The sequence below is a fragment of the Streptomyces sp. CNB091 genome, from assembly GCF_000377965.1.
Genome location: NZ_KB899005.1, coordinates 216,134 through 233,364 on the forward strand (window position 1 = coordinate 216,134; position 17,231 = coordinate 233,364).

Annotated in this window: 12 protein-coding genes and 1 riboswitch; of the genes, 5 read left to right on the top strand and 7 right to left on the bottom strand. The window is 72.9% G+C overall.

Annotated features, from left to right (window positions below; translation table 11 throughout):
* The first annotated feature begins 210 nt into the window (after positions 1-210).
* Together D581_RS0127050 and D581_RS0127055 are read left to right on the top strand one after the other, a co-directional pair.
* Entirely contained in the window at positions 211-1,497 is a 1,287-nt protein-coding gene (locus tag D581_RS0127050) for a PspC domain-containing protein (RefSeq protein ID WP_018960285.1), read from the top strand.
* Entirely contained in the window at positions 1,494-2,189 is a 696-nt protein-coding gene (locus D581_RS0127055; RefSeq protein ID WP_007450924.1) for a LuxR C-terminal-related transcriptional regulator, read from the top strand. Before D581_RS0127050 ends, D581_RS0127055 begins: the two co-directional genes overlap by 4 nt.
* Before the next feature lie 9 nt (positions 2,190-2,198).
* Here D581_RS0127055 and D581_RS0127060 read toward each other — a convergent pair whose 3' ends face one another.
* Together D581_RS0127060 and D581_RS0127065 are read right to left on the bottom strand one after the other, a co-directional pair.
* Entirely contained in the window at positions 2,199-2,969 is a 771-nt protein-coding gene (locus D581_RS0127060) for a GNAT family N-acetyltransferase (RefSeq protein WP_018960286.1), read from the bottom strand.
* Between the two features lie 42 nt (positions 2,970-3,011).
* Positions 3,012-4,091, bottom strand: coding sequence for an NlpC/P60 family protein (locus D581_RS0127065; protein WP_018960287.1), 1,080 nt, complete (start codon positions 4,089-4,091; stop codon positions 3,012-3,014).
* Between the two features lie 246 nt (positions 4,092-4,337).
* Between D581_RS0127065 and D581_RS0127070 the strand changes: the two genes are divergently transcribed.
* The gene (locus D581_RS0127070) at positions 4,338-4,691 is read left to right on the top strand and encodes a hypothetical protein (RefSeq protein ID WP_018960288.1); all 354 of its coding nucleotides are present in this window, start codon (positions 4,338-4,340) and stop codon (positions 4,689-4,691) included.
* A gap of 44 nt (positions 4,692-4,735) precedes the next feature.
* Here D581_RS0127070 and D581_RS0127075 read toward each other — a convergent pair whose 3' ends face one another.
* A complete protein-coding gene (locus D581_RS0127075) occupies positions 4,736-5,938 on the bottom strand; it encodes an NlpC/P60 family protein (protein ID WP_018960289.1) in 1,203 nt (400 codons plus the stop codon).
* Positions 5,937-6,086: riboswitch (cyclic di-AMP (ydaO/yuaA leader) on the bottom strand. Its footprint overlaps the gene before it by 2 nt.
* 472 nt (positions 6,087-6,558) lie before the next feature.
* Between D581_RS0127075 and pcrA the strand changes: the two genes are divergently transcribed.
* Complete coding sequence (gene pcrA / locus D581_RS0127080) at positions 6,559-9,000, top strand: DNA helicase PcrA (protein ID WP_018960290.1); 2,442 nt, start codon at positions 6,559-6,561, stop codon at positions 8,998-9,000.
* A gap of 97 nt (positions 9,001-9,097) precedes the next feature.
* Here the strand turns inward: pcrA and D581_RS0127085 are convergent, their stop codons facing one another.
* Both D581_RS0127085 and D581_RS0127090 read right to left on the bottom strand, forming a co-directional pair.
* Entirely contained in the window at positions 9,098-10,987 is a 1,890-nt protein-coding gene (locus D581_RS0127085; protein ID WP_018960291.1) for a M23 family metallopeptidase, read from the bottom strand.
* Between the two features lie 204 nt (positions 10,988-11,191).
* The gene (locus D581_RS0127090) at positions 11,192-12,118 is read right to left on the bottom strand and encodes an alpha/beta fold hydrolase (protein WP_018960292.1); all 927 of its coding nucleotides are present in this window, start codon (positions 12,116-12,118) and stop codon (positions 11,192-11,194) included.
* Positions 12,119-12,485: 367 nt separating this feature from the next.
* Between D581_RS0127090 and icmB the strand changes: the two genes are divergently transcribed.
* Positions 12,486-12,899: a coenzyme B12-dependent isobutyryl CoA mutase small subunit gene (gene icmB / locus D581_RS0127095; protein ID WP_003966859.1), complete on the top strand. Its 414-nt coding sequence runs from the start codon at positions 12,486-12,488 to the stop codon at positions 12,897-12,899.
* A gap of 398 nt (positions 12,900-13,297) precedes the next feature.
* On the opposite strand, the gene D581_RS0127100 is transcribed toward icmB, so the two are convergent.
* Both D581_RS0127100 and D581_RS0127105 read right to left on the bottom strand, forming a co-directional pair.
* A complete protein-coding gene (locus tag D581_RS0127100) occupies positions 13,298-15,004 on the bottom strand; it encodes a DUF5691 domain-containing protein (RefSeq protein ID WP_018960293.1) in 1,707 nt (568 codons plus the stop codon).
* Between the two features lie 520 nt (positions 15,005-15,524).
* Positions 15,525-16,931 (bottom strand): SWIM zinc finger family protein, encoded by a 1,407-nt coding sequence (locus D581_RS0127105; protein ID WP_051114646.1) that lies wholly within the window; start codon positions 16,929-16,931, stop codon positions 15,525-15,527.
* Positions 16,932-17,231 lie beyond the last annotated feature (300 nt).

Here is a 17,231-nt window from a genome sequence, read left to right on the forward strand (position 1 = left end):
GGACCCCCCGCCGGGACCCGCGCCGACCCTGGCCGGTCCCTGATATTGCCCGGTGACGCCCCTGAGGGGCCGGGGCGCACGCGCCGGGCCGAGGCCCTGTCGTCGCGGGGGAGGGGAGCTGTCATCAGGCGTGCGCTGGGGACAGCATCAGGGTCACTTCGGGGGCGGACCCTGATGCCGCCGCGCGTCCGCACGTGTGACGATCGGGGTATGCCAGCCGCCACCGCCCGAGCCGCCAGCTCCGTCGCCGCCGACCCGGAGGAGCCCGCACCACGCAAGCTCTACCGCAGCGCCGACGGCCGGCTGCTCGGCGGTGTCGCGCGCGGGCTCGCCGGACACCTCGGGCTGCCCGTCGCCTGGGTGCGGTTCCTCTTCCTCGGGCTGTTCTTCACCGACGGCCTCGGCGCGGTGCTCTACGCGGTGTTCTGGATCGTCGTGCCGCTCGGCGTCGGCGGCGTCGACGCCCCGCGCTCCGTGTTCGAGACGTCGGCGGAGGGCCGCCGCAAGCTCCGTAAACCGGACAGGGGCCAGGTCTTCGCGCTGGTCGCCCTGACCGTCGGGGCCGTCGCGTTCGTCGTCAACGTCGACATGGGCAGCGAGGCCGACCGCTACATCTGGCCGACCCTCCTGATCGGCGCGGGCTCCGTCCTGGTCTGGCGGCAGGCGGACAACGCCCGCCGCGCCCGCTGGATGGAGACCGGCCGCAACCGCAAGCTGCTGCACCTGGCCCGCGGCCTCGCCGGGGTGGCCCTCGTCGGCCTCGGCCTCGCCGTGTTCCTGGTGGTGCGCGGCTCGGCCGCCCAGCTCGGCAACGTGCTCACCGCGGCCATCGCCGTACTCACCGGCATCGCCCTGCTCGCCGGCCCCTACCTGGTGCGGATGACACAGGACCTCTCCGAGGAGCGCCTGATGCGCATCCGCGCCCAGGAGCGGGCCGAGGTCGCCGCCCACGTCCACGACTCCGTGCTGCACACCCTCACCCTGATCCAGCGCAACGCCGACGACGGCGGCGAGGTCAGACGCCTCGCCCGCGCCCAGGAGCGCGAGCTGCGCAACTGGCTCTACAACCCCGAGGGCACCGGCAAGGACGAGGACGACGAGCCGGAGACCCTGGCGGAGGCGGTCAAACGGGCCGCCGCCGAGGTCGAGGACAAGCACGGCGTCCCGCTGGAGGTCGTCGTGGTCGGCGACTGCCCCCTCGACGACCGGCTGACCGCACAGATGCAGGCCGCGCGCGAGGCGATGGTCAACGCCGCCAAGTACGGTGGCGAGGGCGGCGCCGTCCAGGTCTTCGCGGAGGTCGAGGGCCGCACGGTCTTCGTCTCCGTACGGGACCGGGGCCCGGGATTCGACCTCGACGAGGTTCCCGGGGACAGGATGGGCGTACGAGAATCAATCATCGGCCGGATGCAGCGCAACGGCGGCAGCGCCCGGCTGCGTTCGGTGCCCGGCGGGGGCACCGAGGTCGAGCTGGAGATGGAGAGGGCGAGCGAATGACCGAGAACACCGAAGCCACCGGGGGCCCGGAGCGACGGGTACGGGTCGTGCTCGTCGACGACCACCGGATGTTCCGCACCGGGGTGCAGGCCGAGATCGGCCGCACCGAGGAGACCGGCGTCGAGGTGGTCGGCGAGGCCGCCGACGTCGACCAGGCGGTCACCGTCATCACGGCGACCCGCCCCGAGGTCGTCCTCCTCGACGTCCATCTCCCGGGCGGCGGCGGCGTCGAGGTGCTCCGCCGCTGCGCCCCCATGATGGGCACGGCCGAGAACCCGGTCCGTTTCCTCGCGCTCTCCGTCTCGGACGCCGCGGAGGACGTCATCGGCGTCATCCGGGGCGGTGCGCGCGGCTATGTCACCAAGACGATCACCGGCACCGACCTGGTGAACTCGGTCTTCCGGGTCCAGGAGGGGGACGCGGTCTTCTCGCCGCGGCTGGCCGGCTTCGTCCTGGACGCCTTCGCCTCCACGGACGCCCCGCCGGTCGACGAGGACCTGGACCGCCTCACCCAGCGCGAGCGCGAGGTGCTGCGGCTGATCGCCCGCGGGTACGCCTACAAGGAGATCGCCAAGCAGCTGTTCATCTCGGTGAAGACGGTCGAGTCGCACGTCTCGGCGGTCCTCAGGAAGCTCCAGCTCTCCAACCGGCACGAGCTGACCCGGTGGGCGACGGCTCGACGGCTGGTCTGAGACCGTTGCTCACCGGTCGGCCGGTTCCAGCGAGATGTTGACCTTCTCGCCGATCCGGCGGTAGCCGATGCCCGCGTAGACCCGCTCGACGCCGGGGTCGCCCGGCTCCAGCCAGACCGCTCGGCAGCCCTGATCGAGGGCCCGTTCCGTCAGCCAGGCGGAGAGCGCGGCGCCCACGCCCCGGCGGCGGTGGCGGGCGGCGACGGCGAGCCCGGCCAGCTCGCTCAGGCCGTCGATCGCGGCCGAGCAGCCGCCGGCCCCGGCCGGCGCGCCGTCGAGGACCGCCAGTGCGGCGACCCCGTCGCCGCCGGCCGCCGTGCGCAGCCAGTCGGTCATTCCCGGCTCCGGCTCGCCCTCGCCGCCGAAGCCGTGGTGCTGGATGCGGGCGGCCTCGGTGAACTCCGCCTCGGTGACCGGTGTGCCGATGCGGAGACCGTCGACCGGCTGCGGCGGCCGGAGGTCCTCGCGGCCGCAGGCGAGCAACGGGGCGCGGTTCTCCACGGTGAAACCGGCGGCCAGCAGGGCCGGTTCGACGGCCGGGGCCCAGGCGGGCAGGAACTCCAGGCGGGGCAGCCGTCCGTGCTTCCCGAACGCGTCGACCAGGGCCGCCACCTCGTCCGCCGTGGGTTCCGCGTCCCGGTCGGGGATGGCGTAGTTGGCGTACTTCAGTGCCCAGTCCGGGTTGTGCCGGACGGTGAACGGGCCGGTCCGGTAGTGGTCCGGGGAGCGCAGCGCGAGCGCCCGGGCGTAGTCCTGGACGGCGTTCGCCATCGACGTCATGCGGGGATTCCTCCGGCGGGAGATCGGGACCTGCGCGGCGGACTATGCCACCCGGGTCGCTCCGGCGAAAGGCATTTCATCGACGGGTGCGATGCGGACCGGCGCTCCGGGGCGCGGGGCGTGGATCATCTGGCCGCCGCCGATGTAGAGGCCGACATGGCTGATCCCGGAGTAGAAGAAGACCAGGTCACCGGGGGCCAGTTCGGAGCGGGGGACCCGGGCTCCGGCGTTGATCTGGGTGTAGGTGGTGCGCGGCAGGCTCACGCCCGCCGCCTTCCAGGCCGCCTGGGTCAGGCCCGAGCAGTCGAAGGCGTTCGGGCCCGTCGCGCCCCAGACGTACGGCTTGCCGATCGCGCCGTACGCGAAATCGATGGCCTGGGCGGCGCGGGACCCGGGGGCCGCGACCGGACCGTAGCGGACGGCCGAGCGGTCGGCGTGGGCCGGGCCGCCGGCGCCCCGGGCGTCGGTGGAGCGCTCGTAGGCGGGGCGCTCGTCGGCGGTCAGGGTGTCCAGCAGCCTGCGGGCGTCGGCCAGCTTGGCGCGGATCGCGGTGCGGTGTTCGCGCAGCTCGGCGCGGCGGGCGGCGAGGCGTTCGGTCTCCTGGTCGGCGCGGGCCTTGAGGCGGGTGAGCTGGGAGACCTGTCGCCGGATGCCGCGCAGGAGGCCGCTCTGCCGGTCGCCCGCCCGGTCGAGGTAGGAGGCGCGTTGCAGATAGGCGTCGGGGTCGGAGGAGAGGGCCAGTTGCAGGGCCGGGTCCAGGGTTCCGCTGCGGTACTGCGCGGTGGCCAGCGAACCGAGGGCGTGCCGGGCGGTGTTGAGTCGGGCGGTGCGACGGGCGGCCTCGTCGGCCAGGGCGTCGACGGCGCGGGTGGCGGTGGCCGCCTCCTCCTTCGCCCCGTTGTGCTTCTCGGTGGCGACCTCGGCGTCGTGGTACAGCCGGTCGACCTTCGCCTGGACCTGTGCGGCGGTGGGGGCCGGTTCGGCGGGGGCCGCGCCCGCCCCGGTGACCGATCCCGCGGTGGCGGCCCCGGCGAGCGCCAGGGTGGCGGCGGTGCGGGCAGCAGAGCCGGTGAGCGGGCGCTGCTTGGGTTTTCGGTGAGCTGACCTGCGGTGCGCTGCCACGGGGGCGGCATCCTTCCTGTCGGCTGTCCGCCGGGGGATACCGGCGGGTCCGTGAAGGACGCTAATCCCGGGGCCGGGAAAAGAGTCGCCATGACCGCTATTGCCTTGATGTGACGTTTCATCGGTCTTGGTTGATCACCGATGCACCCAGAATTCAGGGCAATGCGTTCCATGCCGGAGGAAGCGTAAAAGTAAGGTGTGCCTCACTGAAGGGCGTATCCCTGGCCCTGGCTAGGCTCCGGAGCCATGGACGTACTCATCAATGTCTTCGTCGCGCTGCACATCATCGGCATCGCCTCCCTGCTGGGCGGCTTCCTGACGCAGATGAAGGCCATGGGAGCGGGCACCGCCCGCTTCACCCCCGCCATGCTGCACGGCGCGCTGACCATGCTCGTCACCGGCATCGCCCTGGTCGGGCTCAATCAGGCCGACGACCAGAGCGTGAACAACGTCAAGATCGGCATCAAGCTCGCGCTGCTGGTCGTGATCCTCGCCCTCGTCTACGTCAAGCGGGACGACGAGACGGTGGACAAGGGCGCGTTCGCCGCGGTCGGCGGACTGACGGCCGCCAACATCTTCATCGCCACGGTCTGGACCTGAGGCGTTCCGGGGGCGGCCGCTGAGAAGCCGCCCCCGAACACGCACTACGCAGGGCGCACGCTTCCGTAGATCGGCATGGAGTAGATCGACTCCTCGCGCACGTTCGCACCCGGCTTCGGGGCGTGGATCATCATCCCGTCGCCCTTGTAGATGCCGACGTGGCTGATGTCGTCGTAGAAGAAGACCAGGTCTCCGGGCATCAGATCGGACGTGGCGACCCGCGTCCCGACCTCCACCTGGTCCCAGGTCGTCCGGGGCAGGGTCACGCCCGCCTCCCGCCACGCCGCCTGCGTCAGCCCCGAGCAGTCGTAACTGGAAGGGCCCGACGCGCCCCACACGTACGGCTTCCCGATCTGGGCGCGGGCGAAGGCCAGGACCTTCTCCGCCTTGGCGGCGTAACCGCTATCGGTGCCGGTGCCGGTGCCGGAGCCCGGATCCGTTCCCGTACCGGATCCGGAGCCGGTGCCCGAACCGCCGCCGGACTCCTTCGCCGCCTCCTCGCGGGCCTTCTCCTCGGCCTCGGCCTTCTCCTTCGCCTCGGCGGCCTGCCGGGCGGCCAGCTTCGCCGCCTTCTCCTTCGCCTCGGCCTCCTGTCTGCGCTCCAGCTCAGCCAGCCGCGCCTTCTCCTCGGCGGTCAGCCTCGACAGCAGGCCCCGGGCCTCGGTGAGCTTGGACTGCACGTCCTTCTTGCTGGAGGCGAGCGTGGCCTGCGTCTCGGTGAGGGTCTCCAGGCTCTTCACCGCCTCCGCGCGCTTCTTCGCCGCCGAGGCCTGCTGCGTACGGACCTCGTCGACGGCCTTCTGCTGCCGCTCCGTAGCCCGGTCCATCAGCCGACTCTGGTCGAAGTACCCCTGCGGGTTCTCCGCGAGGAAGAACGTCGCCGCGGGCGCGATGCCCCCGTCGCGGTACTGGGCCGCCGCGTAGGAGCCCAGTGCCCGGCGCGCCTCGTTGATCTTCTCGGCCCGCTTCGCCACGTCGGAGAGCAGCGTGTCGACCTTCGTCTGCTGGGACGCGGAGGCGGCCTTGGCCCGGTTGTACTCCTGGGTCGCGGTGCCCGCCTGCCGGTACAGGGCGTCGACCTTCTTCCGCACTTCCTCGATGGCGGGCTTCGGCTCCGCCGGCGCGGCCGTGGCGCTCTGCGTGGAGAGCAGCGTCACGGAGGCCAGCGCGGCCGTCGTCAGCCCGACGGCGGGTGTGGTGGTGCGCACCTTCGTGCGCGGCTTGCGATGCGATGCCAAGACCGGCATCTCCTTCCGTGGACCGCCTACCGGGTTAGCTGTCGGGTTCGGACGGAACGGAAGGCTGTCCTACGGTCCGGCTGCGAGGGCACGGACCGATTCACCCCGGTGCTGCGTGTGGGTCCCCGGTTCCGAACGGCCAGGGCGGCAGGACGGATTCGGCAGAGGCGCCCGTCGGGCGTGGTTCGCCCCAGGGAGGTACGGGCCACCTGACCGAGCACGCTAGCCAACCGGCCCCGCCGCTGGGAAGGACGATGAGCGATATGCCCGATACATTTTCGTGACCTTTCCGGATCGGGGGTCCGGCACCCCCTCCCACCGGGCACTTCTTCACGGAACGTGGGCGTCCGGTCTCCGTGCGTACGGGTGAGAGGCGGGCGATTCCCCGGTGCCGACGGCCGCTTCCCGGCTTCGGCCGAAGGTTGTCAGTCCGGCCGCCTTAGGGCCTGTCGTCAAGCTGCCGCCTGTCGAGCGACGCCTGGCACGCACGCTCGCGGCGTTGCCGAAATGGACTAGTAGCTCCGCTACGAGACCATTCCGGCGCCTTGCGATCGCACGCACCAGACGCCGCTCGACCGCCCTTCGGGCGACGGCGACAGCTTGACGACAGGCCCTAAACTCAGGAGGCGATGAGCAGCCTCTTTGACGACAGTTTCCTGACCGGCCTCCAGCCCGCGGAGGGCGGCCCCCCGCCGCCCCCCGAGGACCACGCGCCCGAAGCGGTGCCGGAGGGACTCTTCGAGGGCGTCTACGAAGCGCCCCCGCCGCCCCGGGACGGGTACTACCGGGACGGTCACGCGCGCCCGGTGATCGACTCCGCCGCCCTGCTCGACGGGTTGAACACCGAGCAGCGCGCCGCCGTCGTGCACGCCGGGTCCCCGCTGCTCATCGTCGCCGGAGCCGGCTCCGGCAAGACCCGGGTCCTCACCCACCGCATCGCCCACCTGCTGGCCGAGCGCGGGACGCACCCCGGGCAGATCCTCGCGATCACCTTCACCAACAAGGCCGCGGGCGAGATGAAGGAGCGCGTCGAGCAGCTCGTCGGCCCCCGCGCCAACGCCATGTGGGTCATGACCTTCCACAGCGCGTGCGTCCGCATCCTGCGCCGAGAGTCGAAGAAGCTCGGCTTCACCTCGTCGTTCTCGATCTACGACGCCGCCGACTCCAAGCGCCTGATGGCCCTGGTCTGCCGCGACCTCGACCTGGACCCGAAGCAGTTCCCGCCGAAGTCCTTCACCGCCAAGGTCTCCAACCTCAAGAACGAGCTCATCGACGAGGAGACCTTCGCCGGGCAGGCTGCCGACGGGTTTGAGAAGACCCTGGCCCAGGCGTACGCGCTCTACCAGGCCCGCCTGCGCGAGGCCAACGCCCTGGACTTCGACGACATCATCATGACGACAGTCCACCTGCTCCAGGCCTTCCCCGACGTCGCCGAGCACTACCGCCGCCGCTTCCGCCACGTCCTCGTCGACGAGTACCAGGACACCAACCACGCCCAGTACACGCTGGTACGGGAGCTGGTCGGCCCGGCAGGGGAGGCCGACGCACCCGCCGAGCTGTGCGTGGTGGGCGACGCGGACCAGTCGATCTACGCCTTCCGAGGCGCGACCATCCGCAACATCCTCCAGTTCGAGGAGGACTACCCGAGCGCGACGACGATCCTGCTGGAGCAGAACTACCGCTCCACGCAGACGATCCTCTCGGCCGCCAACGCGGTCATCGAGCGCAACGAGAGCCGTCGCCCCAAGAACCTCTGGACCAACGCCGGCAGCGGCGCCCGCATCACCGGCTACGTCGCCGACACCGAGCACGACGAGGCGCAGTTCGTCGCCGACGAGATCGACCGGCTCACCGACGCGGGCGACGCCAAGGCGGGCGACGTCGCCGTCTTCTACCGGACCAACGCCCAGTCCCGTGTCTTCGAAGAGATCTTCATCCGCGTCGGCCTGCCCTACAAGGTCGTCGGCGGTGTGCGCTTCTACGAGCGCAAGGAGGTCCGGGACGTCCTGGCCTACCTCCGGGTCCTCGCCAACCCCGAGGACACCGTCCCGCTGCGCCGCATCCTCAACGTCCCCAAGCGCGGCATCGGCGACCGCGCCGAAGCGATGATCGACGCCCTGTCGATGCGCGAGAAGATCTCCTTCCCCCAGGCACTGCGCCGTGTCGACGAGGCGTACGGCATGGCCGCCCGCTCGTCCAACGCCGTCAAGCGCTTCAACACGCTGATGGAGGAGCTGCGCACGATCGTCGAGTCCGGCGCCGGCCCCGCCGTCGTACTGGAAGCCGTCCTGGAGCGCACGGGCTATCTCGCCGAGCTCCAGGCCTCCACCGACCCGCAGGACGAGACCCGCATCGAGAACCTCCAGGAACTCGCCGCCGTCGCCCTCGAATTCGAGCAGGAGCGCGGCGACGAGGAGGGCGCGGGCACGCTCGCGGAGTTCCTGGAGAAGGTCGCGCTCGTCGCCGACTCCGACCAGATCCCCGACGAGGACGAGGACGGCTCCGGCGTCATCACGCTGATGACCCTGCACACGGCGAAGGGGCTGGAGTTCCCGGTCGTCTTCCTCACCGGCATGGAGGACGGGGTCTTCCCGCACATGCGGGCCCTCGGCCAGACCAAGGAGCTGGAGGAGGAGCGCCGCCTCGCGTACGTCGGCATCACCCGCGCCCGCGAACGGCTCTACCTGACCCGGGCCGCGATGCGCAGCGCCTGGGGCCAGCCCTCGTACAACCCGCCCTCGCGGTTCCTGGAGGAGATCCCGGAAGCGCACCTGGACTGGCGGCGCAAGGGCCCGATGGCCGCCCCCGCCGGGCCCACCTCCGGCATCACGTCCTCACTGTCCTCCTCCCGCTCCCGCTCCGGACCCTCGGGTTTCGCGACCCGGCGCGGCGGCGCGGAGAAGCCGACGGTCACCCTGGTGGCCGGGGACCGGGTCACGCACGACCAGTTCGGGCTCGGCACGGTGACGGCCGTCGAGGGCTTCGGCGACCAGGCCAAGGCGACGGTCGACTTCGGCGACGAACGCCCGAAGAAGCTGCTGCTGCGGTACGCGCCGGTAGAGAAGCTGTAGACGGGCGGGGGACAGGGCGCCGGACAGACGGAAGCGGGAGCGAGTGCCGAGGAGGCACTCGCTCCCGCTTCCGTCTGTCCGTGCTCGTGATGTCGTCTCAGCTCGGGTCGATGCCCTTGCTGCGCAGCCACGCCAGCGGGTCGATGGCCGAGCCGCCGCCGGGCCGGACCTCGAAGTGCAGGTGCGGTCCGGTGGAGTTGCCCGAGTTCCCGGAGTACGCGATGACGTCGCCGGCCTTCACCGGCCCGGAGCGGATCTTGGTGCTGCTGAGGTGGCAGTACCAGGTCTCGGTGCCGTCGGCGGCGGTCACGATCGCCATGACCCCGTAGGCGCTGTTCAGCTGCGTGCGTACGGTGCCGTCGGTCGCGGCCATCACCGGAGTGCCGTACGAGACGGGGAAGTCGATGCCCGAGTGCACGGACATCCAGTTGACGCCCGCCTGGCCGTAGTAGGCGCTGAGCCCGTGCTGCTTGACCGGCAGGACGAACTTGGGCCGCAGCGCCTCGCGGCGTGCGGCCTCCTCCTCGCGCTTCTTCTTCTCCGCCGCCTGCCGCTCCCGCAGGTCGATGCGCTCCTGGGTGCGGCTCGCGCGCTCACGGAAGTCGTCGCTGCCCTCGGAGAGCTGCTCCAGCTGGCTGTCCAGCCGGTTGTTCGCGGCGACCGGCTTGACCGTGCTGGGGTCGGCCACCGCCAGCGAGGTGGTCGTCTCCTCCGGCTTCTCCTCGCCGCCGGGCATCCCGCCGACCGAGGCGGCGGCGATGCCCGCGACGCTCATCACGCAGGCGGAGGGCACCGCGACGGTCAGCAGGGCGGAACGCTTGGCGGGAGTACGCCGACGGGCCCGGTTGCGGGGGGCGGGGGGACGGACGGCGGTGCGGTTCACGGAGTGCGCGGCGGGGAAGTCCCCGGCTTCCGGCTCCGGCACGGCGTCCGGTGCGAGGGCGGCGAACTCGGCGGTGGAGTGGTGGCCGGTCTCCGGCTCCTCGGCCGTACCGCCCGGTTCGGTCGTACCGTCCGGTTCGGCCGCGGCCCCGGGCGCCGTCGCGTCGGCCGGCTGCTGTTCGTACAGCGGGTGCGACGTCTGTTCGGGTTCGTACGCGGTGTCCCCGGGCGTGGCGCCGGAGTTCCACGCGGTCGCGTCGTAGGCGCCCGTGTCGTACGTACCCGTGCCGTAGGAAACGGTGCCGTAAGCGCCGGTTTCGTAGGCGCCGAAGTCGTACGACCCGGTGTCATGCGCACCCGTGTCACGCAGGCCCGTGCCATGCGCACCGGTGGCATGTGCACCGATGACATGGGCACCGGTGTCATGGGTGCCCGCGTCGAACGTGCCGGTGGTGAAGGCGGTGGTGGCGTACGTCCCGGTGTCGGCGGCGACGGCCGCCGCGCCGTACGCGCCGGTCGGGTACGACCCGGTCTCGTAGGTGTCGGCGCCGTGGACGCCGTCGGCTCCGTACGTGGCGTCGGCCGGGTACGTACCGGTGTCGTAGGCGTCCGTCCCGTACGCCCCGGCGCCGTGCGCCTCCGTGGCGTACGCGGTCTCCGTGCCGTACGGGGCGGCGGGGAAGCCAGAGGCGGAGAAGCCCGTGGTGGGGAAGCCCGTGGTGGGGAACGCGCCGGTGTCGGCCGTCGCCCACTGGCCGGTCAGGTTCTGGTCGGCGACCTGTTGCCAGGCCCCGGAGGTGTCCCACTGCTGCGGGGCCTGCTCCTGGGCGGCGTAACCGTCGTAGGCGGGCGTCTGCTGCGCTCCGGGGTCGGTGTTCCACGCGGAGGAGTCGTACTGGCCGCTGTGGTCCGGCTGTCCGGTCGCGTACACCGTGTCGTAGCCGGCGCCGTAGGTGGTGTCGCCGTGTCCGGCGGCGGGGTGACCCGCGTCGTAGCCGGTGTCGTGGCCGCCCGGAAGGGAGCCGAAGAGCGGGTCGGTGGCGAAGCCGCCGGTCGATCGGTCGTCGTACCCGACATGCCCGGCGTGGGGGTGCTGGTCGTTCACCAACTTCTCTCTCGCCTCGGCAGCAGGACTGTTCTGGCTCCCGGTCAGGGGAGTCCCAGGGGAAGCAGTGGCCGCGACTGTACCCGGCGGTATGTGAGGACGACAATCTTCGACAGGTTTTGCGTTCGTAGGAAACGGGCAATCGGCCGTCTTTCGGTGGACGGCAGGCGCAGCCTTGGCCTTACGTTCGAGTGATGTTCTATTTCAGGCCGCGGACGTCGCCCCGGCAGAGGATCCGGCGGCGGTGGCTGTGTCCTCACCGGCCTCCGGCGCCTCAAGAGCCTCACGGATCGCGGCGGCCACCGTCGGGTGCACGGGCAGCGCGAGGTGGCCGATGCCGGTGACGCGTACGTTCACCGCGTCGAGATCGGGATGGTCGACGCGCGCGGTTCCGACCGGCACCATCACCTGGTCCAACTCGCTCCAGAAGCTCACGAACCGGGTCCGGCAGCCGGGAGCGGGGGCGCGCAGCTCCTCGATCACGGAGGAACCGCCGCGCATCTGACGCACGATGGGGTGAACGCCCGCCCCTGGGGCGACGGCGGTGCCCCCGTGCGGGGTTCCGAGCGTCACCAAAGTGCGCACCCGCCGGTCACCGCCGAGTCGCTGTACGTAATACCGGGCGATCAGGCCGCCGAGGCTGTGCCCGACGACGTCGACCCGGATGTGCCCGGTGCGCTCGCAGATGTCCTCTACATGCCGCCCGAGCAGTTCGGCGGCGGTGGGGATGTCGCGTGTCAGCGGCGAGTAGTTGAGGGCTTCCAGGTGGCGGTGGCCGTGCCGGGTCAGTGCGCGCCGCAGGACGACGAACACGGAACGGTTGTCGATGAAGCCGTGCAGCAGGACGACGGGCGGCGCGGCGGCGGCCCCGCCCGGCAGGGCGGTGGTCTCGGGCGGAGCTGCGGCCTGGGGCGGGGCGGTCCCACCGTGATCCGGGCCGTCGGCCCCGGTGCTCGGGGGCCGGGTCGGCGGGCGGGGGGACCGGCGGCGCTCCGGGGTGAGGCCGAAGGGGTAGGCGATCAGGTGCCCGGCGAGGACGGCCAGCTCCAGCGCGGTGGCGCCGAGGAGCGCGGACGACAGCCGGGGGCCCGGCAGGCGGGGCAGCAGGGGGAGGAGAGAGAGGAGCTTCACGGCCGGCCTCCTGCACTGGCGTACGGGGGAGGAGGCGGTTCCCGTCCCCGTATGCCCTTCATGGGGTGTCTCTGTCCGCGAGGGTGTCGTCCGCGATGTTGTCGTCCGCGAGGGTCGCGGACCTGCGGGCCACGGGGGACGCACCACCGTGCCGTGCGGCTGGCGGCGCGGTGGTACGACAACCTCGTGGCGGCTCCCCTGGGGGTGTCCGCTCGGTCACGTACGGGTCAATGGCGCTCGGTGAACAGGTCCCACATGTGATTTCCCCCTCCCCGCCTGCCGCGAAACAGCGCCTTGCGGGATGCTGTGGATAACGTTCGTTCACATCCCCGGCCCTTCAGGCGCGGGAGACCAGGTGGAGGCAGTGATGGGTGTGACCGGTCCGATCCGAGTGGTGGTGGCCAAGCCGGGACTCGACGGCCACGACCGCGGGGCCAAAGTCATCGCGCGGGCGTTGCGGGACGCCGGTATGGAGGTGATCTACACGGGGCTCCACCAGACGCCCGAGCAGATCGTCGACACGGCGATCCAGGAGGACGCCGACGCCATCGGCCTCTCGATCCTCTCCGGGGCGCACAACACGCTGTTCGCCAAGGTGATCGAGTTGCTGAAGGCCCGGGAGGCGGAGGACATCAAGGTGTTCGGCGGCGGGATCATCCCGGAGGACGACATCGCGCCGCTGAAGGAGCTGGGCGTCGCGGAGCTGTTCACCCCGGGGGCGACGACGACCGAGATCGTCACGTGGGTCAACGCCAACGTCCGCCAGGCCGCGCAGGCCTGACCACCGGCCCCGGAGCGGGCCCGCTGCGTACGGGGCCCGCGCGGGCGACGGCTGTTCCCTCGCCGTCCCGGGGCGTCGCTGTCGCCCTCGGCCTCGCCTGCGTGTGTGCTCGCGGTCGCGGTCCCCGGCTCGCGGTCCCCGGCGTGCGGTCGCGGTCCCCGGCGTGCGTGTGTGCTCGTGGTCGCCGCCCGGGTGTGGGCCCGTGCGTGTGTGCTCGCGGTCGCCGCCGCCCGGGCGTGGGCCCGAGTCTTCCGCGTTCTCGCGGTCGCCGCGTGTGTGCCCGCGTTTTCCCCGCGTTTTCCCCGCGTCTTCGTCGTCGTTTGTCACGGCGGTGGGCGGGTCAGCAGCTCCGTTCCCTTGCGGCGGCGGCGGGCAGATCCGCGCCGCTCTCCCCCGCATCAGGACATCAGTTCCGCCTCCATCGCGGCGCGCAGCCGCAGGGTGGAGACCAGGCGCTGGAAAGCTTCCGACCAGTAGCCGCCCGCCCCCGGCGATGCCCCCTCCTGCTCGTCCTGCGCGGCCGTCAGGACCTCCAGCCGGTCGGCCTCGGCCGGATCCAGACAGCGTTCCGCGAGGCCCATCACTCCGCTGAAACTCCAGGGGTAGCTCCCGCCGTCCCGCGCGATGTCGAGAGCGTCGACCACCGCACGCCCGAGCGGCCCGGCCCAGGGGACCGTGCACACCCCGAGCAGCTGGAACGCCTCCGAGAGGCCGTGCGCGGCGATGAACTCGGCTACCCAGGAAGCGCGTTCGGCCTGTTCCAGGACCGCGAGGAGCTTCGAGCGCTCGGCGATCGAGGCCGCCCCGGGGCCGTTCGCCGGGGGCGCTGAGGGGCGCCCGAGCAGGGCCCGGGCCCACTGCGGATTCCGCTGCCGCACGGCCGCCCGGCACCAGGCGGCGTGCAGCTCGTCCGCCCAGTCGTCGGCGACGGGCAGGGCCACGACCTCCTCGGCGGGACGTCCGCCGAACCGCTCCTCCCAGCTGCCCAGCGGGGTGGCCTCCACCAGCTGGCCGAGCCACCAGGACCGTTCGCCCCGGCCGGTCGGCGGGACCGCGGCGACGCCGTCGCGCTGCATCGCCGCGTCGCACTCGTGCGGCGCCTCCACGGCTATGGAGACGCTGTCCCCGGTACGGTCCGGGTTCACGCAGGACATCGCGCGGGCCGCCATCCGCCCGGCGAGCGCCGACTCGGGCAGGGCGGACAGCAGTTCGGCGGCGGTGGCGCGGACATTGCGGCTGCGGTCGGAGAGGGCCTGCTCCAGGAACGGCTCGTCGTCGCCCCCGAGCCCGGACCGCAGGGAGTCCAGGAACATCAGCCGGTCCTCGGCCCGTTCGGCCGGCCAGGTGGTGGCGAGCAGGGCGAGCGCCGCGGGCGGGTCCTGCGCCCGTACGGCGTCGAGCAGCGCGACCCGCTCCGCGAACAGCCCCTCCTCCCACAGTCGGCGCACCGCTTCCGGGTCCGTGACGTCGGAGTGGAGCGCCCCGCTCGCCGTGCCCCGCAGGGCGAACTTCCAGTCGGGATTCAGCCCGGCCAGCCACAGACCGCGCGGCCCGGCGAACGCGAGCGCCTGCGGGCGCAGGTCCGTACGGGCGCGGGCGGCGTCCAGCAGCTGCGGCAACAGGGCCGCCGGGGCGCGGAAACCCTTCCGGTTGGCGGTGGCCAGCCACTGCGGAATCAGCTCGGTGAGGTCGGGCGCGGCCCCGCGGCGCCCGCTGCCCGAAGGCGCGGCACGGTCGGCCAGCAGGTGGGCGAGCCGGCGCCGGGCGGCCTCGGGCAGCGCCGGGCGGGGATCCGGTGCAGCGGGCTCGGGCCGCGCCTCCGGCACGGCCGGCAGCAGCCCGGCCCGCTGCCGCACGGTGTGCAGGGCGGCGGCGTCCAGCAGGGCGGTGGGCGCATCGGCCGGTACGGGGCCGCCGTGTGGCGTCGGGGGGCGGCGGTCAGTGCCCAGGAGCGCCGAGGTGACGAGCTCCTCCCAGGCGAGGGAGTCGACGGAGGCGCAAGCGACGGCGGTAGCGGCGGTAACGGCGGTAGCGGTGGCAGAGGCGGCGGTAGCGGTGGTGGTGGCGGTAGCAGTGGTGGCGGTGGGGCTGGTCGAGCGAGGCATCTTTCCCCTCCAGCGGCAGAAATACGCGGATGTCGGACTGGGGCGGCGGACTGATGGCGGGGGAAGGGCGGCGGGCCGGGACGACGGCGCGGAGCGGCGGGCCGGAGTTGGCGGTGGCGGGCGGGTGGGCGGTCGGCGGGGTGTGCCGGGCAGGCGGACCGGGGCGGCGGGAGGGGGCGGCTGGGTGGCGCGGCGGGCAGTGAGCGGGGGACGGGCCGGAGTTGGCGGGCGGTGGGCGGGTGGGTCCGGGCCGTTGGGTGCGGTGGGTAGGTGGGGCGGGGCTTCGGGTGCTTGCGGGCAGGTGGGGTGGGCTGTCGGGGTGCGCCGCCCGGGTGGGGCGAAGTCGTCGGGCGGCGAGCGGGGGACGGGCCGGAGTTGGCGGGCGGTGGCCGGGTGGGCCCGGGTCGTTGGGTGCGGTGGGCAGGTGGGGCGGGTCGTCGGATTCTGCCGGGCGGGTGGGGTGTCGTCCGCCCGTGCCGGGCCGGGGCGGCCGGTCGCGTGGGTCGGACCAGCGCGCGAGTCAGACCAGTTGGACGATCGAGCCGCCCGTGGTGCGCCCGCCCTCCTTCGCCTCGCCCGGGTCCCAGGCCGCGAACGGGTCGAAGCCGCGGTGGCCGATCTCGCCGAACACGGTGACCGGCCCACCGCCGGACAGGGCGACGAGCTTCCACAGCCCCGGCCGGGACAGCGCGGCCGGGGCGATCGGCAGCGCTGAGTCGGCGCCCGCGTCCGCCACCTGCCAGCCGTCCTTGCCCGGCACGGGTATGACGTCGCGCAGGGTGACCGGCCAGGCGTCCAGCCAGGGGTCCTCCCGCAGGGCGTCCCCGTAGACGGCCGGCGCGGTCGCCGCGGCGACCCCCGGCGGGGGCCCGGCCGGGGCCAGGGCCCCGAACTGCTCGCCCAGCTCCGCACGGAGCTGCCCGCCGCCCGGATACGGCGTCAGCTCGGCGTCGATCGTGGCGCCCACCGGCAGCGCCTGAGCCGGGGGCCGGCCCGCCGCGCCGAACGAGAGCAGCAGAGCCGTACGGCCCGACTCCCGCCCGTACAGCCAGATCCGCCGGGCGACGATCTTGCCGTCCGGGGTGTCGTACTGCGCGAGGACCAGCCAGTGGTCACGGACCGGGGCGCCCTCGGCGGACACGGGCAGCCCCACTCTCGTCCGCACGGTCGCGGCCAGCGGGTCCGGCAGCCGCTCCCGGCCGAGCCAGGCCGTGTCCAGCAGATGGAGCAGGCCGCACTCCTCCAGCAGGCGGACCGGCCAGCCCGGACCGGACCCGGTGATCGCGCCCAGCTCCCTCACCCGGGCCGCGAGCCCTGGGGCCTGGGCGTCGACCATGCGGGCCGCGGTCTCCTCCCACAGGCCGTACCCCGAGTGGTCGGTCGCGGCGAGTCCGCCGCGCAGCAGGTCGGCCAGGCGCTGTTCCAGCTCCTGGGCCCCGCCCGTGACGCGCTCGGCACGGCGCTCCGCCCGCTTCCTGGCGGCGGCGGGGTCGGCGGGGCCCCGCGCGGTGTCACCGCCCGCGGCGGGCCCGCCCTTCTCCGCCGCGCGTCCGCGCCGGGCCTCGATCCACGCCGAGGCCCAGTCGGCCGGTTCACCGGGCCGCAACGCGGACTCGTCGGACGCCCGGAGCAGCAGCAGCCCCAGCGCGTGCTTGCACGGGAACTTCCGGCTCGGGCAACTGCAGGAGTAGGCCGGGCCGGTGGTGTCGACCACCGTGCGGTACGGCGTGCTCCCGCTCCCCTTGCACAGGCCCCACACCGCGCCCGTCGCGTCACGGCCCGTGCCCGCCCACGGGCCGGCCGCGCCGAGCCGTGTGCCCGCTCTGCGTGACGCTTCGTCAGGAGCCAGTGCCAGCACCTGTTCCACCGACCAGCGCGCCACCGGTCCACCGGTGGGCGAGGGTTCTCCCCCGTGAGATAGCAGCATGCCTCCGACGGTAGGGGGCACCACTGACATTGATGCTGGTACTCAGGTCCCGGTGGTCGTGGCTCGACCACTGACTGACGCCCTGCTGGGCTGTCCTCGTGCTGTTCTGTCCGGCTGCCGGGACCTGTTCTCATGGCTCCGGCCGGGCGGAACATGACCTGATAGGAGCTTGGTCAGAAGCCCCCTCAATGTCCTGTCTGCGCCACCCGGCCGGCGCCCACCTTCGGCTGGGAAGGCAGCATCAGCATGACATCAGCGATCGAGGACGACACCGCGGACCAGGACGTGTTCGGCGGCGTC